At 68.2% G+C, this 20,295-nt stretch carries 19 protein-coding genes and 1 riboswitch; of the genes, 2 read left to right on the forward strand and 17 right to left on the reverse strand.

All coding sequences use genetic code 11. The annotated features are described in order from the left end of the window. Positions 1-52: 52 nt before the first annotated feature. The 9 genes from ACTHL9_RS16975 to hisI all read right to left on the reverse strand — a co-directional run bounded on the left by ACTHL9_RS16975 (position 53) and on the right by hisI (position 12,754). Positions 53-1,510, reverse strand: coding sequence for a glutamate synthase subunit beta (locus ACTHL9_RS16975; protein WP_440520453.1), 1,458 nt, complete (start codon positions 1,508-1,510; stop codon positions 53-55). Next, positions 1,503-6,113: a glutamate synthase large subunit gene (gene gltB, locus ACTHL9_RS16980; protein ID WP_440520454.1), complete on the reverse strand. Its 4,611-nt coding sequence runs from the start codon at positions 6,111-6,113 to the stop codon at positions 1,503-1,505. Before gltB ends, ACTHL9_RS16975 begins: the two co-directional genes overlap by 8 nt. Positions 6,114-6,589: 476 nt before the next feature. Then, positions 6,590-7,426 (reverse strand): tryptophan synthase subunit alpha, encoded by an 837-nt coding sequence (gene trpA / locus ACTHL9_RS16985; protein ID WP_440520455.1) that lies wholly within the window; start codon positions 7,424-7,426, stop codon positions 6,590-6,592. Beyond that, positions 7,423-8,793 carry a tryptophan synthase subunit beta gene (trpB, locus tag ACTHL9_RS16990; RefSeq protein WP_440520456.1) on the reverse strand — a complete coding sequence of 457 codons (1,371 nt, stop codon included), beginning with the start codon at positions 8,791-8,793 and terminating at the stop codon, positions 7,423-7,425. Before trpB ends, trpA begins: the two co-directional genes overlap by 4 nt. Positions 8,794-8,887: 94 nt before the next feature. Continuing rightward, positions 8,888-9,718 carry an indole-3-glycerol phosphate synthase TrpC gene (trpC, locus tag ACTHL9_RS16995; RefSeq protein WP_440520457.1) on the reverse strand — a complete coding sequence of 277 codons (831 nt, stop codon included), beginning with the start codon at positions 9,716-9,718 and terminating at the stop codon, positions 8,888-8,890. After that, positions 9,718-9,981, reverse strand: coding sequence for an HGxxPAAW family protein (locus ACTHL9_RS17000; protein ID WP_440520458.1), 264 nt, complete (start codon positions 9,979-9,981; stop codon positions 9,718-9,720). Before ACTHL9_RS17000 ends, trpC begins: the two co-directional genes overlap by 1 nt. Before the next feature lie 63 nt (positions 9,982-10,044). Beyond that, positions 10,045-10,737 carry a Trp biosynthesis-associated membrane protein gene (locus ACTHL9_RS17005; protein WP_440520459.1) on the reverse strand — a complete coding sequence of 231 codons (693 nt, stop codon included), beginning with the start codon at positions 10,735-10,737 and terminating at the stop codon, positions 10,045-10,047. Next, a complete protein-coding gene (locus tag ACTHL9_RS17010) occupies positions 10,737-12,293 on the reverse strand; it encodes an anthranilate synthase component I (RefSeq protein ID WP_440520460.1) in 1,557 nt (518 codons plus the stop codon). The genes ACTHL9_RS17005 and ACTHL9_RS17010 overlap by 1 nt, the downstream gene beginning before the upstream one ends. Positions 12,294-12,352: 59 nt before the next feature. Next, a complete protein-coding gene (gene hisI, locus ACTHL9_RS17015) occupies positions 12,353-12,754 on the reverse strand; it encodes a phosphoribosyl-AMP cyclohydrolase (protein ID WP_440520461.1) in 402 nt (133 codons plus the stop codon). Positions 12,755-12,831: 77 nt separating this feature from the next. Here hisI and ACTHL9_RS17020 point away from each other — a divergent pair, with 77 nt between their 5' ends. Both ACTHL9_RS17020 and ACTHL9_RS17025 read left to right on the forward strand, forming a co-directional pair. Next, positions 12,832-13,476: a TIGR03085 family metal-binding protein gene (locus ACTHL9_RS17020; protein WP_440520462.1), complete on the forward strand. Its 645-nt coding sequence runs from the start codon at positions 12,832-12,834 to the stop codon at positions 13,474-13,476. A gap of 42 nt (positions 13,477-13,518) precedes the next feature. Next, the gene (locus ACTHL9_RS17025; RefSeq protein WP_440520463.1) at positions 13,519-13,956 is read left to right on the forward strand and encodes a hypothetical protein; all 438 of its coding nucleotides are present in this window, start codon (positions 13,519-13,521) and stop codon (positions 13,954-13,956) included. Positions 13,957-13,996: 40 nt separating this feature from the next. Here the strand turns inward: ACTHL9_RS17025 and hisF are convergent, their stop codons facing one another. From hisF to ribD, 8 genes are all read right to left on the reverse strand, one after another. Further along, entirely contained in the window at positions 13,997-14,770 is a 774-nt protein-coding gene (gene hisF / locus ACTHL9_RS17030; protein WP_440520464.1) for an imidazole glycerol phosphate synthase subunit HisF, read from the reverse strand. A gap of 29 nt (positions 14,771-14,799) precedes the next feature. Next, a complete protein-coding gene (gene hisG / locus ACTHL9_RS17035) occupies positions 14,800-15,645 on the reverse strand; it encodes an ATP phosphoribosyltransferase (RefSeq protein WP_440520465.1) in 846 nt (281 codons plus the stop codon). A gap of 87 nt (positions 15,646-15,732) precedes the next feature. Then, positions 15,733-15,996 carry a phosphoribosyl-ATP diphosphatase gene (locus ACTHL9_RS17040; protein WP_440520466.1) on the reverse strand — a complete coding sequence of 88 codons (264 nt, stop codon included), beginning with the start codon at positions 15,994-15,996 and terminating at the stop codon, positions 15,733-15,735. A 59-nt stretch (positions 15,997-16,055) separates the two neighbouring features. Further along, a complete protein-coding gene (gene ribH, locus ACTHL9_RS17045; RefSeq protein ID WP_440520467.1) occupies positions 16,056-16,529 on the reverse strand; it encodes a 6,7-dimethyl-8-ribityllumazine synthase in 474 nt (157 codons plus the stop codon). An 86-nt stretch (positions 16,530-16,615) separates the two neighbouring features. After that, positions 16,616-17,299, reverse strand: coding sequence for a GTP cyclohydrolase II (ribA, locus tag ACTHL9_RS17050; protein ID WP_440520468.1), 684 nt, complete (start codon positions 17,297-17,299; stop codon positions 16,616-16,618). A 1-nt stretch (position 17,300) separates the two neighbouring features. Continuing rightward, on the reverse strand, positions 17,301-17,948 hold the full coding sequence (ribB, locus tag ACTHL9_RS17055) for a 3,4-dihydroxy-2-butanone-4-phosphate synthase (RefSeq protein ID WP_440520469.1): 648 nt from the start codon (positions 17,946-17,948) through the stop codon (positions 17,301-17,303). Next, on the reverse strand, positions 17,945-18,562 hold the full coding sequence (locus ACTHL9_RS17060) for a riboflavin synthase (protein WP_440520470.1): 618 nt from the start codon (positions 18,560-18,562) through the stop codon (positions 17,945-17,947). The genes ribB and ACTHL9_RS17060 overlap by 4 nt, the downstream gene beginning before the upstream one ends. Then, positions 18,562-19,626: a bifunctional diaminohydroxyphosphoribosylaminopyrimidine deaminase/5-amino-6-(5-phosphoribosylamino)uracil reductase RibD gene (gene ribD / locus ACTHL9_RS17065; protein ID WP_440520471.1), complete on the reverse strand. Its 1,065-nt coding sequence runs from the start codon at positions 19,624-19,626 to the stop codon at positions 18,562-18,564. Before ribD ends, ACTHL9_RS17060 begins: the two co-directional genes overlap by 1 nt. Before the next feature lie 204 nt (positions 19,627-19,830). After that, positions 19,831-19,972, reverse strand: a riboswitch (FMN riboswitch). Positions 19,973-20,295 lie beyond the last annotated feature (323 nt).

Raw genomic sequence — 20,295 nt, forward strand, 5'->3', positions numbered from 1 at the left:
CCCACAGCACGCAGGGCCCCCGAGCTGTTGTTCGGGGACCCTGCAGAGCGGATCAGAGGACCGCGATCGCGCGGTCCGTCGGCGCCACCGGCGCCGGCAGGATCGTGCTGCCCATGAGGTACTTGTCCACCTCTGAGGCGCACGCGCGGCCTTCGGCGATGGCCCAGACGATGAGCGACTGGCCTCGCCCGGCGTCGCCCGCGACGAACACGCCCGGCGTCGCCGTCATGTACTCGCCGTCGCGCGCGACGTTTCCTCGTTCGTCGAACGGCGCGTTGATCTGCTCGGGAAGACCCGACTCCTCGGCGCCGGTGAAGCCGAGCGAGAGCAGGACGAGGTCCGCGGGGATGACCTGCTCCGTGCCCGCCTTGGGGAGCCGCTTGCCGTCGACGTATTCCGTCTCCGCCACCTTGAGGCCGGTCACCTTGCCGTTCTCGCCGATGTACTCCACGGTGGAGGCAAGGTACGTCCGCTCGCCGCCCTCCTCGTGGGCGCTCGCGACCTCGAACAGCGTCGGGAACATGGGCCACGGCTGATGTCCGGGGCGTTCCGACGGCGGCTGCTTGCCGATGGCGAGCGTTGTCACCGAGGCCGCCTGCTGGCGGTGAGCCGTGCCAAGGCAGTCGGCGCCGGTGTCGCCGCCGCCGAGGATCACCACGTGCTTGCCTCGTGCGTCGATCTGATTCTCGACCTCTTCGCCAGCCACCACGCGGTTGCCCTGGACGAGGTACTCCATCGCGAAGTGGACGCCGTCGAGCTCGCGGCCGGGGATCTTGAGGTCGCGCGGCTTCGTTGCGCCAGTGGCCACCACGACGGCGTCGTACCGCCGGCGGAGCTGGTCCCAGCTGACATCGCGGCCCACGTCGACGCCGGCCCGGAATCGCGTGCCCTCCGCCTTCATCTGCTCCAAGCGGCGGTCAAGGACCTCCTTCTCCATCTTGAAGTCGGGGATCCCATACCGGAGGAGGCCGCCGATCCGGTCGTCACGCTCGTACACCGCGACGGTGTGACCGACCCGGGTGAGCTGCTGCGCAGCTGCAAGCCCTGCCGGGCCTGAGCCAACGACGGCGACTGTCTTGCCTGTGAGGCGAGCGGGAGGGAGCGGCTCGACCAAGCCGCCCTCGAACGCCTGTTCCGCGATCGACACCTCGATCTGCTTGATGGTCACCGCCGGCTGGTTGATGCCGAGGACGCAGGCGGACTCGCAGGGAGCGGGGCACAGGCGCCCCGTGAACTCCGGGAAGTTGTTCGTTGCGTGGAGACGCTCACTCGCGTCCGCCTCCTTGCCGCGCCACGTGAGGTCGTTCCACTCCGGGATAAGGTTCCCGAGCGGGCAGCCGTGGTGGCAGAAGGGGATCCCGCAGTCCATGCACCGGCTGGCCTGGCGCTTCAGAACGCCGTTCTCCTGGGCCTCGTACACTTCCTTCCAGTCCATGATGCGTACGGGGACGGGACGGCGCGGCTGCGTCTCACGCTGCCGAACCTTCAGGAATCCGCGTGGATCAGCCACCGGTCACCTCCAGAATGCGAGACCAAACTTCCTCCCCGTCCGGATCAAGGCCCTCTTCGAGGGCTCCAAGACGGGTTTGCTGCACTGCCGCATAGTCACGCGGCAGCACCTTCGTCATGCGGGCAGCGGTGTCGTCGAAGTTGTCGAGCAGGCGCTCTGCGAGCTGCGAGCCCGTCTCCTCGACGTGCGTCGCGATGAGGTTCCGCACGATGTCGCGGTCCTCGTCATCGAGCTCCAGGAGCAGCAACTCCCCCGAGTCGACTGCCAGCGTGTTGACCCTCGTGGGATCCAGGTCGAGCACAAAGGCCGTGCCCCCAGACATTCCCGCGCCGAAGTTGCGGCCCGTGCGGCCCAGGATTACCGCCTGACCGCCGGTCATGTACTCGCAACCATGGTCGCCGATGCCCTCGACAACGGCTGTCGCGCCGGAGTTCCGGACGAGGAACCGCTCGCCGACCGTTCCCCGGAGGAAGATCTCGCCGCTCGTCGCACCGTAGCCGATGACGTTGCCGGCGATCACGTTGTCTTCAGCCGCGAACACGTTCGAACGATCCGGGCGAACGATCACGCGGCCGCCTGAGAGGCCCTTCGCGACGTAGTCGTTCGAGTCTCCAAAGAGCCGGAGGGTGATCCCCGCGGGCAGGAACGCGCCGAGCGACTGCCCCGCCGTCCCCGTGAGGGTCACGTCGATCGTGTCCTTCGCGAGCGTGTCTGTTCCGAAGGTGCGCGTGACCTCATGCCCGAGCATTGTGCCCACCGAACGGTCGGTGTTGATCACGGGAAGGCTGATCTTGACCGGGCTGCGGTCCGTGAGCGCCTCCTGCGCCATCTCGATGAGCTGAACGTCGAAGTGCTTGTCGAGCTCGTGGTTCTGCCCCGTGAGGTTCCGGAGCGGCGCGTCCTCGTCGAAGTCCAGGCCCGCCAGGATCGGTGAGAGGTCCAGCCCCTCGGCCTTCCAGTGGTCGATCGCGTCCTTCGTGTCGAGGAACTCGGAGCGTCCGATCGCCTCCTCGAGCGAGCGGAAGCCGAGCTGCGCGAGGATCTCCCGGATCTCCTCGGCGACGAACTCGAAGAAGTTCACCACGAATTCGGGCTTGCCCGAGAAGCGCGCACGGAGCTCGGGATTCTGGGTCGCCACGCCCACCGGGCAGGTGTCCAGGTGGCAGACGCGCATCATGATGCAGCCTGACACCACGAGCGGAGCCGTCGCGAAACCGTACTCCTCGGCGCCGAGCAGCGCCGCGATCACCACGTCGCGCCCGGTCTTGAGCTGCCCGTCGACCTGGACCACCACGCGGTCGCGGAGCCCGTTGAGCATGAGCGTCTGCTGCGTCTCGGCGAGCCCAAGCTCCCAGGGGACGCCCGCGTGCTTGAGCGAGTTGAGCGGCGAGGCGCCGGTTCCGCCGTCGTGCCCGGACACGAGGACGACGTCGGCCTTCGCCTTGGTCACGCCGGCGGCGACCGTGCCGATGCCCACCTCGGAGACGAGCTTGACGTGCACCCGCGCGCTCGGGTTGGACCGCTTGCAGTCGTAGATCAGCTGCGCGAGGTCCTCGATCGAGTAGATGTCGTGGTGCGGAGGCGGCGAGATGAGGGTCACGCCGGGGGTCGAGTGGCGCGTGCGCGCCACCCACGGGTAGACCTTCTGGGCCATGAGCTGGCCGCCCTCGCCGGGCTTCGCACCCTGCGCCATCTTGATCTGGATGTCGGTCGCGTTGGTGAGGTAGAGGCTCGTGACGCCGAAACGTCCCGACGCAACCTGCTTGATCGCCGAACGCCGCTCAGGATCGAGCAGGCGGTCCACGTCCTCGCCGCCCTCGCCCGTGTTCGAGCGCGCGCCGAGGCGGTTCATGGCGATGGCCAGCGTCTCGTGGGCTTCCTTGGAGATCGAGCCGTAGCTCATGGCCCCCGTCGAGAACCTCTTGACGATGCTGGAGACCGGCTCGACCTCATCGATGGAGATCGGCGCCCGCAGTCCCCCGCGGAAGGCGAGGAGGCCGCGGAGCGTCATGAGGTTCTTTGACTGGTCGTCGACGCCCTGCGTGTACGCCTTGAACACGTCGTAGCGGCGCTCCCGCGTGGAGTGCTGGAGCCTGAAGACGGTCTCGGGGTTGAACAGGTGTGGCTCGCCGTCGCGGCGCCACTGGTACTCGCCGCCGTTCATGAGCGGCCGGTGGGGCTGCTCGATGCCCGAGGGCGGGTACGCCATCTCATGGCGCGCGGCGACTTCGGCGGCAATAACGTCGAGGTCCACGCCGCCGAGCTGGCTGTGGGTCCCCGCGAAGAACTCGTCCACGAGGTCCTGGGAGAGGCCGAGCGCCTCGAAGGTCTGGGCTCCGCAGTAGGACGCCACCGTCGAGATGCCCATCTTGGACATGATCTTGAGGACGCCCTTGCCGAGGCCCTTGATGAGGTTGTACACACCGTCCTCGGGCGTGACGCCGGGCAGGTCTCCAGAGCGGATGAGCTCCTCGACGGACTCCATGGCCAGGTAGGGGTTCACCGCCGAGGCGCCGTAGCCGATCAGGACCGCAACGTGGTGCACTTCGCGCACGTCGCCAGCCTCGACCACGAGCGCGCACTTGGTGCGGTTTGCGCTGCGGAGCAGGTGGTGGTGGACGGCGGAGACGAGCAGCAGCGACGGGATCGGGGCCCACTGGGCATTCGAGTCGCGATCCGAGAGCACCACGTACTGGACGCCTCGGTTGATCGCGCCCGAAACCTGCTCGCAGATCTCGGTCAGGCGGGCACGGAGGGCCGTCTCGCCTCCCTCTGGGCGGTAGAGGCCGCGGATCTTGACGGCGATCCTGTCGCCGTCCTGATTCTCGATGTTCGCGACCTTCGCCAGCTGGTCGTTGTTGATCACGGGGAAGGGCAGGATGACCTGTTTCTCCTTGACCTGGCCCATGCTGAGCAGGTTCCCGTTGGGGCCGATCGCGCCGTTGAGGCTCGTCACGAGCTCCTCGCGGATCGCGTCGAGCGGCGGGTTCGTCACCTGCGCGAAGGACTGCACGAAGTAGTCGAACAGGAGCCGCGGGCGCTTCGACAGCACGGCAACGGGCGTGTCGGAACCCATGGCACCGATCGGCTCTGCGCCCGTGCGGGCCATCGGGCCGACCAGGATGCGTAGTTCCTCCTGCGTGTAGCCGAAGGTGCGCTGGCGCATGTTGACGGACTGCGGCGTGTGGATGACGTGTTCGCGCTCGGGAAGGTCGGCCAGGCGGATGACGTTCTGGTCCACCCACTCCTGCCACGGGTTCGTGCCGGCGATCTCCGCCTTGACCTCGGAGTCGTCGATGATGCGACCGGCCTCCGTGTCCACGACGAACATCTTCCCGGGCGAGACGCGGCCCTTCTTGACGATCTTCGAGGGCTCGACGTCCACGACCCCGACCTCGGAGGCGAACACCACAAGGCCGTCCTCGGTGACCCAGTAGCGGCAAGGACGCAGGCCGTTGCGGTCGAGCGTGGCGCCCACGAGCGCGCCGTCGGTGAACGAGACGGCAGCGGGCCCGTCCCAGGGCTCCATGAGCAGGGAGTGGTACTCGTAGAAGGCCCGGCGGGCAGGATCCATCGTTGCGTGGTTCTCCCACGCCTCCGGGATCATCATCATGATCGCGTGCGTGATCGGACGGCCCGAGAGCCACAGCAGCTCCGCGACCTCGTCGAACGAGGCCGAATCAGAGGCACCGGGCGTGCAGATCGGGAAGAGCTCCTCGGGAACGTCACCCAGCAGCGGGCTCGAGAGCTGCGACTGGCGGGCCCGCATCCAGTTCCGGTTGCCCTTGACCGTGTTGATCTCGCCGTTGTGGGCGATGGTGCGGAACGGCTGGGCGAGGGGCCACGAGGGGAACGTGTTGGTCGAGAACCGCGAGTGGACGATCGCGAGCTTCGTGGTCAGGCGGTCGTCGGACAGGTCCGGATAGAACGGCTCGAGCTGCGCCGTGGTGAGCATGCCCTTGTACACGATGGTCCGCGAGGACAGCGACGGGAAGTAGACCCCGTGCTTGTTCTGGGCGCGCTTGCGAATACGCCAGACCCGCGCGTCGAGGTCGTTCCGCTCGAGCTGGTCCCCCGTTGCGGAAGCGAAGAAGGGCTGGGCGAAGCGCGGCATGCAGGCACGCGCCATCGATCCGACGAGCTCGGCCACGGCGGGCACTTCGCGCCAGCCCAGGACGGCGAGCCCTTCGGCCTCGGCCAACGCCTCAATGCCGGCGCGCGCTGCAGCGTCCTCGCGATCCTCGGCGGGGAGGAACGCAATGCCAACGGCGTACTGACCGAGAGCGGGCAGCTCGAAGTCCACGACCGCGCGGAAGAACCCATCCGGGATCTGGAGCAGGATGCCCGCGCCGTCGCCCGTCCCCTCGTCGGCGCCGACGGCACCGCGGTGCTCGAGCGCTCTCAGCGCATGCAGGGCGGCGTCGACGATGTCATGCCCGCCTTCGCCACGGAGGGTCGCAACGATCGCGAGACCGCAGGCGTCCTTCTCCTGGTCCGCGCGGTAGAGACCTGCCGAGGGCGGGAGGGCCGAGAACCGCTCGAACGGCGAGACGGCTCCTCCTGTCCGAGGGTCGACGGCGGTGCCGGGTGTCGGGTGAGTCATGACGAAACGTCCTTCCTCCTGATCGATTCGCGACAGGGGACAACGCTGGCCCCGCGTTGCTCGGCCACGACGGGACCCAGCACGGCGCTGATTACTGGAAATTGTAGGGTCGGCCCCGCGCCGTCGAACAGCGTCGGACTCCCGCCTACGTGGGCCTGGGGAAAGGGGTCCCGCGGCCGGTAGTCCACGCCATTGTGGTGCGAGCTTCGCTTGTGGGCGGTGGCCCGGAGCGTGGCTAGCCTGGCCTGAGCCCTACTTGCCGTCGTACATCGCTGAATGCCTCGCGTCCTGAGATGCGGGACGCGGATCATCGAGTCCGGCTCGGAGGGCAACATTACCATGGTCGTCGCATTTCGAGACGGAAGCGTCCACATGCTGAACCGGCATGGCCTTTCCTGCGGCTTCTGTTACGGTGCCCCGAATTCACAGGTGGTCGACCCTGACGAGAAAGGGGCGGCACGAATGCCACCCCCTCGTCACGGTGCGTCCGCTCCCCGCGGGAGTCCGCTGCTGAGTTCCGCGGCAAGGCGCCCCACGGCATCGGGGCCGCCGTCCCGCAACGCCCCCACGATCGCGGTCCCGACGATCACGCCGTCGGCGTAGGCCGCGATCTCGCGCACGTGGTCGGCGCTGGATACCCCAAGGCCGACGCACACGCGCTCGGCCCCCGCCGCTCGGGCCTCTGCAACCACACGCTGGGCGCTCTCGTCGACGGCCGCCCTCGCACCCGTGACCCCCATGAGCGAGACGGCATATGTGAAGCCGCGAGTGGCCGCGACCGTCATCGACATCCGTTCAGGGGAGGTCGACGGGGCGACGAGGAAGACCCGATCGAGTCCGTATTTATCCGAGGCCTCGAACCACTCCGACGCCTCGTCAGGGATCAAGTCGGGCGTAATGAGGCCTGCGCCTCCTGCCTCCGCGAGACGGCGCGCGAATTCATCCACGCCCATCCGCATAACGGGGTTCCAATAGGTCATCACGAGGACGGCGGCGTCGGTCGCTTCGGTCACGGCCTTCACGACGTCGAACACGCTGGCCACGCGGAAGCCGCTGGCAAGCGCCTCGGTGGTCGCAGCCTGGATCACGCTTCCGTCCATGACCGGGTCCGAATACGGGATCCCGATCTCGATGATGTCCGCACCGTTCCGCGCCAGCTGGATGGCCGCCTCGATGCTCTCCCCAACGCTCGGATACCCAGCCGGAAGGTAGCCTACAAGCGCGGCTCGACCCTCAGCCTTGGCCCGGTCGATGGCGGCCGCCGCCTTGCTCTCCGTCGCTCTGCCCACGGATGCCTGATCGATGGCGCTCATGCCTGCTCCTCCGTTCCGCCGCGCTCCTGAACGACGCCCTTCGGGCGCCGCGTGGACAGCGTGGTGCCCTTGACCTGGCCGTTCTCGTCCAGCATGCCGAACCATTCGGCTGCTGTCTGGACGTCCTTGTCCCCGCGACCTGACAGGTTCACGATGATGACGCGCTCCGCGGGGTCGCCGCCCTCGGCCGCGAGCCGCTGCCCGACCTTGATGGCGCCCGCCAGCGCGTGGGAGGACTCGATGGCCGGGATGATGCCCTCGGTCCTGCACAGGATGCTGAAGGCGTCCATGGCTTCCGTGTCCGTGATCGGCTCATAGGTGACGCGGCCGATGTCGTGGAGGTAGGAGTGCTCCGGGCCGACGCCGGGGTAGTCCAGCCCCGCGGAGATGGAGTGCGACTCGATCGTCTGGCCGTCATCATCCTGCATGAGATAGGACCGCGCGCCGTGGAGCACGCCGGGGCGGCCGAGCGTGATCGTTGCCGCATGCTTTCCCGTCTCGACACCTTCGCCGCCGGCTTCGAAGCCGTACAGGCGTACTGAGGCATCGTCGAGGAACCCGTGGAAGATGCCGATGGCGTTTGAACCGCCGCCGATGCAGGCGCAGACGGCGTCGGGCAGCCGGCCGGTCTGGGCCAGGACCTGCTCGCGCGCCTCCTCCCCGATCACCTCGTGGAAGAAGCGGACCAGGGCCGGGAACGGGTGGGCGCCCGCCGCGGTTCCAAGCAGGTAGTGCGTCGTGTCCACGTTGGCGACCCAGTCCCGGAGGGCGTCGTTGATGGCGTCCTTGAGGGTCTGCGAGCCGTTCGTCACCGGGACTACCGTGGCGCCGAGGAGCTGCATACGGGCCACGTTGAGGGCCTGCCGCCGGCAGTCCTCTGCACCCATGTACACCACGCATTCGAGACCGAGGAAAGCGGCCGCCGTCGCACTCGCCACGCCGTGCTGGCCCGCCCCGGTCTCCGCAATAATGCGGGTCTTCCCCATGCGCTTGGCCAGCAAGGCCTGACCGAGCACGTTGTTGATCTTGTGGGACCCGGTGTGGTTGAGGTCCTCGCGCTTGAGGAAGACCCGAACCCCGCCTGCGTGCTGCGAGAAGCGCTTGGCCTCGGTGAGGAGCGAGGGGCGGCCGGAGTAGTTCCGGTTGAGGTCCGCGATCTCCGCGAGGAAGTCAGGGTCCTGCTTCGCCTTCTCGAAGGTCTCCTCGAGCTCATCGAGTGCCGCGATGAGCGACTCGGGCATCCATCGGCCCCCATAGGAGCCAAAGTACGGCCCCGTGGCGTGGCGGAGGCTTCCCGCGAGGAACGCGTCGGCCGGCTGGCTGATCGCTTCGTTCGTTTCCGTGCTCGGGGCGTTGGCTCCCGTCACGGCTGCTTCTGGCACATTCTCGGACACCAGTTTTACCGTCCTTGTCGAGGTCTGCCGGCGGGGGTGCCCGGGTGACCGGGCAGGGTTCACCGGCTCAGTGCGCTGCGAGACGCCCGGCGATTGCCGCGGCTCCCGCGCGCTGGAATTCTTCGATCCGTTCCCGGGGGGAACCGTGCGTCACGAGCGCCTCCCCGACGAGTACGGCATTGGCACCCAGGCCCGCGTACTCCGCGACATCCTCGGGGCCCCGGACGCCGGATTCGGCCACGACCACCGGGCCGGCCGGAATACGGCTGGCAAGGCGGCCGAAGACTCCGCGGTCGACGTCGAGCGTCTTGAGGTTCCGCACGTTGATCCCGAGGATGCGTGCGCCGGCCGCGAGCCCGCGATCGATTTCCTCCTCGGTGTGCGTCTCCACAAGTGCGTTCATGCCGAGGTCGTGCGTCAGCTCGAGGAAGCCCTTGAGCTCGGCGTCGTCGAGCGCGGCGACGATGAGCAGCACCAGGTCTGCCCCGTGAGCGCGGGCCTCGTGGATCTGGTACTCGTCAACCGTGAAGTCCTTGCGCAGCAGCGGGGTCGGGACAGCGGCGCGGACGGCGTCGAAATCTGCGAGGCTTCCGTTGAACCGCCGCTGCTCGGTGAGGACGCTGATGACGGCGGCTCCCCCCTCGGCGTACTGCCGAGCAAGCTCCGCAGGGTCCCCGATCGCGGCCAAGTCGCCTTTCGACGGGCTGCGGCGCTTGACCTCGGAGATGACCTTGAGCTCGGTCCGGGGGTTCTCGGCTCCGCCGAGGGCAGCAAAGGCGTCGAGAGCGGGCTGACGGGCCGCCGCGGCCTCCCGGACCTCGTTCAGCGAGAGGGTTCGCCGACGTGTCTCGAGGTCTTCCCGGACGCCCGCGATGATGTCATCGAGGACCGTCGCCATCAGTGGGTGTTCTTGAGCTTGCTGCCGCCCACACCGTAGCCGGCGCGACGCATGGCCCAGCCGACAATGAGCCCGATCGCCACGATCACGACACCCGCCCAGAAGATCGGGGCGTTCGCGATGACGAAGGCGATGCAGGAGACGAGAGCGCCGATCAGCATGATGAAGACGCACGTCCACGCGGCCGGGCTGTTCCCGTGTCCGAGGTCCTCGCCGTGGAGGACCACCTTGGTGCTGCCCTGGGAACCGCTCGCGTTGCTCATGTCCTTCTTCTCCTCGATAGGGGGTCTACCGGCCATTCTGCCATCTCCGGATGGCTGGCCGGATCAGGTGGTCGGATCCTCGCCCTTGGTGAGGCGGTCCCACCCGTCGATCTCGTCGACTCGGGCCGGGGTCGAGGCGGACTCTGCGCCGTCGCCCTCCGCTACCCCCGACTCCCCGTGCGGGCGCCGCGAAGTCCCCTGGCCGGCGTCGTACTTTGTTCTGGTGGGCCACCGGCGGGAGGCGACGAGGGCGAGGATTCCGCACAGGGCCAGGATGATCCCAGCGGCGGCGGCACCGGCAGGGAACCAGGTGAGCGTCGTGGTCGCGGGGCCGCCGGAGACCCCGGTTGCCGTGGCGATGGAGCTGTCTGCCGCTGCGCGCGGGTCTGCGATGACGGCAAAGCAGGCGGCCGCTACACCAAAGCCGGCGAGGACGACGACGGCACCTGAGACAGCGCGCCCGATCCTCCCTGCCACTGCGGCGGCGAGCGTGCCCGCGAGGCCAACAAGCGCGAGGGCAGTCACCGCAGTGGCCGCCTTGCTTCCCGGCACGGTGACATGCGCGGTCCTCACGGCGGCGCCCTGTACCTCGGCGTCCACCCAAGTCTGGGTCGTCGCACCGAAGGCGAGCAGGGCGAACAGGACGCTCAGCCCGACCACGGTCGACTTCCGAGCCCATGCAGGAACCGTGCGGGGCTCGACCCGGGGCGACTCCTGAGCGGGCAGGCTTTCGCTGCCTCCGGCTTCGGCGGTCATCAGATCCCGCTCCCGACGCCGGGAAGGGTCGCCGCGGACCGCAGCGCCGACGCGGTGTGCACGGCGCGCAAGGGAGCGGCGGCCTTGTTGACGGAGTCGAGCGCCTCGGCCACAGGATCGGAATCCGCCACGATCCCGCCCCCGGCCTGGACGTACGCCCGGCCCTCGCGCAGCAGCGCTGTCCGGATCGCGATGGCCATGTCCATGTCCCCGGCGAAGTCGAAGTACCCCACCACGCCGCCGTACACGCCCCGCCGGTGGGGCTCTACCTCGTCGAGCAGGCGGAGGGCACGCGGCTTGGGGGCACCAGAAAGGGTTCCGGCAGGGAACGTCGCAGCCAAGACGTCGTAGGCGGTCGCATCCGGCCTGAGGTGGCCGTCGACGGTCGAGACGAGATGCATGATGTGACTGAAGCGTTCGACCTCCATGAACTCGCTGACCTCGACCGTGCCCGGGCGGCAGACCTTCGACAGGTCGTTGCGAGCGAGGTCGACGAGCATGAGGTGCTCGGCCCGCTCCTTGTCGTCTGCGAGCAGTTCCTCGGCCAGCGCGCGGTCGGCTTCGACAGTTGCACCGCGGGGACGCGAACCGGCAATCGGATGGGTCACCACCTGATCGCCCTTCACGGTCACCAGGGCCTCCGGCGAGGAGCCGACGATCGAATACTCGCGGCCGTCGGCGTCGGCGAGGCTCAGCAGATACATGTAGGGGCTCGGGTTCATCGCCCGAAGCACTCGGTAGACGTCGAGCGGGGGCGCGTCGAAGTCGAGCTCGAACCGCCGCGAGATGACCACCTGGAAGACTTCGCCATCGACGATCGCCTCTTTGCCGCGGGCAATCGCGGACAGGTATCCCGACTCCTCCCAGTCCTCCTCGACCTTGTCGCGGTAATCCACGATCGGTCCGAGGACTGACACCGCCGACTGCGCGGGCTCGAGGACGCGCTCGACCATCCCGGAAAGCCGCTCGACGGCGTCGCGCCAGGCCTCGTCGACGCGCTCGCTGCTGTTGTCGAAGTTGATCGCGTTCGCCACGAGAGTCACGGTGCCGTCAACGTTGTCATGGACCGCCAGATCGGTCACCAGGTTCATGGCGAGCTCGGGCAGCTCGAGGTCATCCTCAGGGGGCGAGAGCAGCTTCTCCCACCTGCGTACCGCCTCCCAGCCGACGAAGCCCACCATTCCCGAGGTGAGGGGCGGGAGCCCGTCGAAGCGCTCGGTGCGGAGCGCAGCGACTGTGTCGCGGAGGGCCTCAAGCGGGTTTCCGTCGGTCGGGACCCCAACAGGGGGCTCCCCGATCCAGAAGGCCTCGCCGCCCCGGCTCGTGAGCGTGGCCCGCGATCTCGCGCCGATGAACGAATAGCGCGACCAGGAACCGCCCACGGCCGCCGACTCGAAGAGGAAGGTGCCGGGGTGCCCGTCGGCGAGCTTCCGGTAGAGGCTGATCGGCGTCTCCGCGTCCGCAAGGAGCTTGACGCGCACGGGGATGACTCTCCGGTCCGCGGCAAGCCTGCGGAACTCGCCGAGCGTCGGTTCGATGACTCCAAGGTCCAGCATGGCGTGTGGGGGATGCCTTTCTGGGGCGGGCGGTGGATGGGGGCTGGAGCTGGCGCGGATCAGGCCGTTCCGACGACGGCGGGGAGCTCCCGGCCGTCGAAGCAGGTCCGAGTGCCGGTGTGGCAGGCCGCGCCCACCTGATCCACCTGGACGAGGAGGGCATCGCCGTCGCAGTCGAGCGACACTGCCTTGACCCACTGGACGTGCCCCGACGTGTCGCCTTTGCGCCAGTACTCCTGTCGGGACCGTGACCAGAACGTCACGCGCCCCGAGGTCAGCGTCCGTCGGAGGGCCTCGTCGTCCATCCACCCCACCATGAGCACTTCGCGGCTGTCGAACTGCTGGACGACGGCGGCAACCAGCCCAGCGCCGTCGCGCTTGAGTCGGTCGGCGACGTCCGCTGGAAGGCTCACGGGCACGCCGTCAGCGTCACGGAGGGAGGGGTCATTCTGTTCAGGCATCCCCACAAGTCTAGTGGGGTTGGGATGTACATTTCGCCCGCGCGCGGGCGCCCGCTCGCATGCTAGTTTCGCTTGTGATGCACTTCGTTCCGCCCTCCCGGGAAGTTCTGGCCGAGACCCTGCTCGCGGCCGGTCCCGCCGCGCCCACCCTCTGCGAAGGGTGGAGCACCAAAGAGCTCGCCGCACACCTGTATCTGCGGGAACGAAGCGCCCGGGTGGGATTCGGCCTGATCGTGCGAGGCCTCCGAGGCGTCTCGGACGCCGCCGCCTCGCGCCTCGCTGCCGAGCATGCGACGACGCAGAAATACGCGCAGCTTGTCGCGTCGTTCCGGGCGGGTCCCCCCAAGGCATCGCCGCTGCGCATCCCGCGGCTCGACGAAGCCGCCAATCTCGCGGAGTTCTTCGTGCACACGGAGGACGTCCGACGGGCCACCGAGCGTTGGGCTCCCCGCGCCCTCGACGAAGCGTACGCGGACGCACTGTGGGAGCACCTCGTGCGTCAGGCCGCGATCCTCTACCGAGGGGTAGACCTTGGCATCGTCCTCGTGAGCCCCCACGGGCCCAGGCACGTCGCCAAGCGGGCGCCGGTGTCCGTCGCGATTGTCGGAGAGCCCGGCGAGCTTCTGCTGCACGCCACCGGCCGGGGGTCGCACGCGCTCGTGACCTTCGAAGGCCAGCCCGACGCCGTCGCCCTCCTCACGACGGCGGACGTCGGCCCCTGAGGCGCAGCCTCGCGATCCCTTCGACCGTGGCAGGATGGGGTCATGCCCGCCTTCGAAGAAGTCTGGAAGTCCGTCGTTCCGCTGTGGCTTGCCGTGAATGGCGAAGAATCCGCTGCCGATGGCGAGGCCACGGTCTTCGCGATCCCCACGTCCGATGTCGACCAGACCGCCAAGCTGCCCGAGGGCGGCAGTGTCGTGGGGGCACCCATGGGCGACTTCGATGTGGTCGAGGTGACCCAATTCGGGCGCCCCGCTGGGAAGGCGAGGATCGCGTTCGGGGAGGGTCTCGCCGTCGTCGGCCGCTTCGAATTCGAGCCGGGTTTCACCCCCGAGGACTTCGGCCCGGCGCTTCTCGCAGCCCTGGCCGAGGAGGCATTCCTCGAAGGAGCCGAGACGATCTATACGGTCGCGGAGGGCAAAGAGCTGCCGTCGTTCTTGGGGGATCGGTGGTCGCAGTCCGGTCCCGTTCCCCGGGCCTAGTCGCGATTACCCGGCTCCAGCCGGGCTCACCCCGCCGGCCTCACCGGACGTCGAATCCAGCCGCCCGAATGGCTGACTTGACTTTCGCAATCATGTCAACGGGACCAAAGTGGAAGACGGAGGCCGCGAGCACCGCGTCCGCGCCGGCCTCGATTGCGGGCGGGAAGTGGTCGGGGGAACCGGCCCCTCCGGAGGCGATGAGCGGAACCGTGACGGCCGCCCGGATGAGGCGGATCAGCTCAAGATCGAACCCTTCCTTGGTGCCGTCCGCGTCGATCGAGTTGAGCAGGATCTCCCCCACCCCGCGATCGGCAGCCTCCTTGGCCCAAGCCACCGCGTCGATACCGGTTCCGCGCCGACCGCCGTGCGTAGTGACCTCGAAGCCGGAGGCCGTCCTCGTATCGCCTTGCACCCGGCGCGCATCAACCGAGAGGACCAGCACCTGCGACCCGAAGTGACGCGTGATCTCGTCGATGACATCGGGACGCGCGATGGCCGCCGTGTTGATCGACGCCTTGTCTGCGCCCTCGCGAAGAAGCCTGTCCACTTCGGCGACGCCGCGGACGCCGCCGCCCACGGTGAGAGGAATGAAGACTTCCTCCGCTGTGCGGCGCACGACGTCGAACGTCGTCTCCCGTTCCGAGGAGGACGCCGTCACATCGAGGAACGTGAGCTCGTCCGCTCCGGCTTTGTCGTACCGGTGCGCCAGCTCCACAGGGTCCCCCGCGTCGCGCAGGCCCTTGAAGTTGACGCCCTTGACAACGCGTCCCGCATCGACATCGAGGCATGGGATGACGCGGACTGCAACGCCCATGGCTGACCCCTCCCGCTCAGACTTGCGTGCTAGATCCGGCACGCGTGGATGCTGCTCACGAGGATGGCGCGGGCGCCGAGGCTGTACAGCTCGTCCATGACGCGGTTCGTGTCCTTCTTGGGGACCATCGAGCGCACGGCTACCCAGTCAGAATCGCGGAGCGGCGACACAGTCGGCGACTCGAGACCTGGGGTCAGCGCAGATGCCTGCTCGACGAGCTCCTTGCGGACGTCGTAGTCCATGAGGACGTACCTGCGGGCAACGAGCACACCGGTGAGGCGCCTGATGAGAACCTCGATCGCGGCGAGCTCATGTCCCTTCCGGCCGATGAGGACTGCCTCGGACTGCAGGATCGGCTCTCCGAAAACCTCCATCCCGGCGGCCTTCAGGGTGTTGCCGGTCTCGACGACGTCCGCGATCGCGTCCGCAACCCCGAGGCGGACCGAGGATTCGACGGCCCCGTCGAGGCGCACGATCCGAGCAGGCTTCACGCCCTGGTCGGCGAGGTAGGTCCGCAGCAGCCCGTCGTAGCTGGTCGCGACACGCCGGCCGTCGAGCTCTGCGACCGAGGCGAACTCCCCCGCCGGTCCGGCGAAGCGGAACGTCGACGAAGCAAAGCCCAGGGGGAGGAGCTCCTCCGCCTCGACCTCCGCATCGATGAGCAGATCGCGGCCGGTGATGCCGACATCAAGCGTTCCCTGCCCCACGTACACGGCGATGTCCCGGGGGCGGAGGAAGAAGAACTCGACGTCGTTCTCCGGGTCGAGCATGACAAGCTCGCGGCCCTCGCGGCGCTGGCGGTACCCCGCCTCGGAGAGCATGGACGAGGCGGCCTCGGAAAGGGATCCCTTGTTCGGGACGGCTACACGGAGCATGGTGGTCTTTCTGGTCTCGAAGGGTGGAGGACGGCTTCTCGCCGCGGGGCGCGCAGGTTCACGGGTGAACGAGCGCAGGCGCCGCGGCTAGAGATGCGTGTACACGTCCTTGAGCGTGAGCCCCTTCGCGATCATCAGCACCTGGACGTGGTAGAGGAGCTGGGAGATCTCCTCGGCGGCGGCGGAATCCGATTCGTACTCTGCGGCCATCCAGACCTCGGCGGCCTCTTCCACGATCTTCTTCCCGATGCCATGGACTCCCGAGTCCAGCTCGGCGACGGTACGCGAGCCCTGCGGACGACTCTCGGCCTTCTCGCTGAGCTCGACGAACAGCGACTCGAAATCCTTCACGGAGTCAAGACTACTGGAGCCTGAAGCCCCTTCCGGACGTCGAGAAGGCGTGTGACCTGTCACAGGCCGCGGAGCGTCGATGCGGTGAGGAGAGCCGCCGTCGTTGCTTCATGCCCCTTGTCCTCGCTCGATCCCGGGAGGCCCGCACGGTCAAGGCCCTGCTGCTCGTTGTCGCAGGTGAGCACACCAAAGCCCACCGGGACGCCCGTGCGGACGCTGACTTCGGTGAGCCCCACCGTCGCGGCCTGGCACACGTAGTCGAAGTGGGGGGTGCCCCCGCGGATGACCACGCCGAGGGCAACGACGGCGTCGTGCGTCGTGGCGAGGCGCTCGGCCACCACCGGCAGTTCGAAGCTGCCCGGAACGCGCACTACGGTCGGGGCGTCGATGCCCGCATCCTTCGCCGCGCGGAGGGCTCCATCGAGCAGCCCGTCCATGATCTGGGTGTGCCAGCTGGCGGCGACGATGGCGAGCCGCAGCTCGGCGAGCTGGGGGTCATCGAGGGAAAGGGTAGGTGCGCCGTGTCCGCTCACGAGTCGATCTGGTCCTTGTCTCTGTGGTTGCGTCTTGTGATTGCCTGTGCCGTCTTGCGGGATCGCCGAACCCTGAGGGGCTCGGGTCAGTCGTTGTCCGAGTGCCGGACGGTCGGGAGGGCCGCTTGGACGTCGAGCGTGAGGAGGTGGGCCATCCGCTCCTTCTTGGTCTGCAGGTAGCGGATGTTCTCGGCGCGCGAGGGCACTTCGGTCCGGACCATCTCGACGACGTGGACGCCCGCCTGCGCGAGCCGATTCTGCTTGTCTGGATTGTTGCTCAGCAGGCGGATGCGGGTCAGGCCCATCTCCGCGAGGATCTGGGCGGCAGCGTGGTACGAGCGGGCGTCCACCGGAAGCCCGAGCTGCTCGTTCGCCTCGACCGTGTCGAAGCCCGCCTCCTGGAGGGCATACGCCTTGATCTTGTTGGCCAAGCCGATTCCGCGGCCCTCGTGGCCCCTCAGGTAGAGGAGCGTGCCGCCTTCCTCGCGGATGCGGCCGAGCGCGTACGCGAGCTGCTCGCCGCAGTCGCAGCGATACGAGCCGAAGACGTCACCCGTGAGGCACTCGGAATGGAGGCGCACCAGCGGTGCCACGCCGTCAGCAGGAGGCTGCGGCGCGCTCACGGCAAGGTGCTCGGAACCGGTCTCCTCGTCCACCCACGCCTGCGCCACGAATTCGCCGAACGCCGTCGGGAGCTTGACGATGGGACCCGCAGACACAGGGTGTCTGTGCGGTCTGGCGCCGTTGGAGGGGGCGGTACTGGTGGTCATATCATTCCTCCCCGGCGCCCGAGCGGGACGCCACGAACTGTGCCAGGTCCTCGATCGAGATGAGGGGACATCCGTGCTCGTCAGCGAACTCCCGAAGGGCGGGAAGCCTCATCATGTCTCCGTCGTCGTGGACCACTTCTGCAATCACTCCTACTGGAGCCAAGCCTGCCAGACGGCACAGGTCGACGGCCGCCTCGGTGTGGCCCTGGCGGGCCAGCACACCACCCTCAACCGCGCGCAGCGGGAATATATGCCCCGGGCGGGAGAAGTCCGCGGCCGTCGAGCTGGCGTCTGCCAGCGCGACCACAGTCTTGGAGCGGTCCGCGGCGCTGATCCCTGTCGAGATGCCCACCCGCAGATCGCACGAGACGGTGTAGGCGGTCCCCTTCGCGTCCTGGTTGTCCACGACCATCGGCGGCAGGAGCAGACGGTCCGCGATCTCGCCGGCGAGCGGAACGCAGACCACCCCGGACGTGTGCCTGATCGTCCAGCCCATCAGCGCCGGGGTGGAGAACTGCGCGGCGAAGATGATGTCGCCTTCGTTCTCACGGTTCTCGTCGTCGACGACGACGACGGCCCTGCCGGCGCGGAGGGCGTCGACGGCCGCCTGAACCGGCTCGAGCCGGATCGCCTGCGCTTGTGCGCTCATGCCGTCACCCCCTGAAAGGCCATCAGACGTGCGGCGTACTTGGCCATCACGTCCACTTCTAGATTGACCGCCGCTCCAATCGGCTTGCTTCCGAGCCCAGTCTCCGAGAGGGTTGCCGGGATCAGCCCGACCTCGAACCACTGGCCAGCCTCCTCCGGGGCGCTCACGGCGGTCACGGTGAGGGAGACGCCGTCGACCGCTATTGATCCCTTCTCAGCGATATAGGGAGCAAGGTTCCCGGGCACAGAGAACCGGAGCCTGTGCCAATTCTCCAGCGGTTCACGTTCGGCGAGGACCCCCACCCCGTCGACGTGGCCCTGCACCACATGCCCGTCGAGGCGGCCGCCCGCGGGGACGCAGCGCTCCAGGTTCACGGTGTCTCCGCCTTGGAGGCCGCCGATCGTGGTGCGCGCGAGGGACTCCCCCATGACGTCCACGGTGAAAGTGTGCCCATCGTTGCTGGTCGCCGTGAGGCAGCAGCCGTCGACGGCGATCGACCCGCCGAGCGGGAGATCCGCGGCGAGCGTTGGGGCGGACAGCGTGATGACGGCGCTGTTTCCGGTTGAATCGACCGCGACGACGGTGCCGCGCTCGGCGATGATCCCTGTGAACATCAGTGGTGTCCTTCCGCGAGGGGATGGATGTGGTCGGGGGTGACGGGTTTCGCTGGGGTGACGACGGGTTGGAGGTGGAGGCGAAGATCGTCTCCGAGGCGGCGCACCGCGCCCCCGCCGCTCTCGTCCCAGTCCCACCGCTGGGCGTCGGCGAGTGTCCGGATGCCGAGGTCCGCGATGGTGCTCTTGCCGGAGCCGAGGATCAGGGGTGCCTGGTAGACGATGAGCTCATCCACGAGTCCCGCTGCGAGGAACGCAGCAATGATGCGTGAGCCTCCCTCGACCATGACGTGCCGCGCGCCGAGGTCGAACAGCGCCGCGAGCGCCTCTGCCGGGTCCTGGGTTCGCAGGTGGCGGAACCGGCCGTCGTCGCCTCGGACGGCCGCGCCTTCTGGCACGTCGCGGAGCCCCATCACGGCGCGCAGGGGCTGATGCTCGTGAAGGGTTCCCTCCGAGGACCGAGCGGTGAGCCGCGGATCGTCGATCGCGACAGTCTGGCTGCCCACGAGGATCGCGTCGATGCGGGCGCGAAGCGCGTGGTTATCCGCGAGCGACTCGGGGCAAGTGATCCATTGGCTCGTGCCATCCTCTGCCGCGATGCGGGCGTCGAGTGTCTGGGCCATGTGGAGCGTCACAAAGGGACGTCGGGACCTGACCGCTGCGAACCAACGTTCGTTGAGGGCCTCGGCGTCATCCGCGAGGATGCCAGGTTCGACCCTGACACCTGCCGCCCGCAGTGTGCGGGCTCCCCCGGACGCGATGTCGTGCGGGTCATCGGCGGCATACACAACCCGAGAGATGCCCGCCTCGATGAGCGCCTGTGCGCACGGTCCCGTTCTGCCCACGTGATTGCACGGTTCAAGCGTGACGTACATCGTTGCCCCAACGAGGTCCACGCCGTCCCGTGCCGCATTTGCGATCGCGTCCGCCTCAGCGTGGGCGGTACCGGCACCCCGGTGAAAGCCAGTGGCGAGAATCGTGCCGTGGGGATCGACCGCGACCGCTCCGACGAGCGGGTTCGCTCCTCGGACGCCCTGCGTCGCGAGTTGGAGCGCGACGCGCATCAACGACGCGTCGCCTTGGGACCATGACGGGGCTCCATGCGAGCCCGCGGGAGCGCTCATCCGCGGACCGCCACGAGGGGCGTGCGGGAATTACGGCTTGAGCAGAGCCACTGCTGAAAGTCCATCGCAACCTTCCTTTCCGGACCGCAGCGGCTCCGGGGTTGCGACAGAGGCGGCACACCGCTGACGGTGCACCGCTGACTGCACGTGCTTCTCCCATCCAGACTTTGACTGTCGGTACCGGAATTCCACCGGTTCAACCGGAAATCCAGTTCACATCGAGCTGGACCGCCGGGTCGCGGACTGTTACCGCCGGTTCGGACTTTCACCGACCCCGGAGCACGTTCATTCGTGGTGGCCAATGAGCTTCCCGTCCGGGGACGGAGAACCACGGCCAATGACATTCTGGCACACGCTGAGGCAGGCTCGTGACGTTCGGCGTCACAACGTCATCTTCACCGCCGAAGTCGGGTCTGGCGGCGCCGAAGTCGGGTCCCCCACCGCCGAAATCGGGTCTTCCAAGCGCGCGACGACGGGTGGCGACTTTTTTCAAGGAATCCGCCACCCATGGTTGTATATGACCGCAAAGCCCGACCTCGGCGGCGCACGGCCCGACCTCGGCGGCCCACGGCCCGACGTCGGCGAGCGGCCGGGTGCTTCAGGCGCGGA

The sequence above is a fragment of the Sinomonas sp. genome (genome assembly GCF_051955515.1).
Classification (GTDB): Bacteria; Actinomycetota; Actinomycetes; order Actinomycetales; family Micrococcaceae; genus Sinomonas.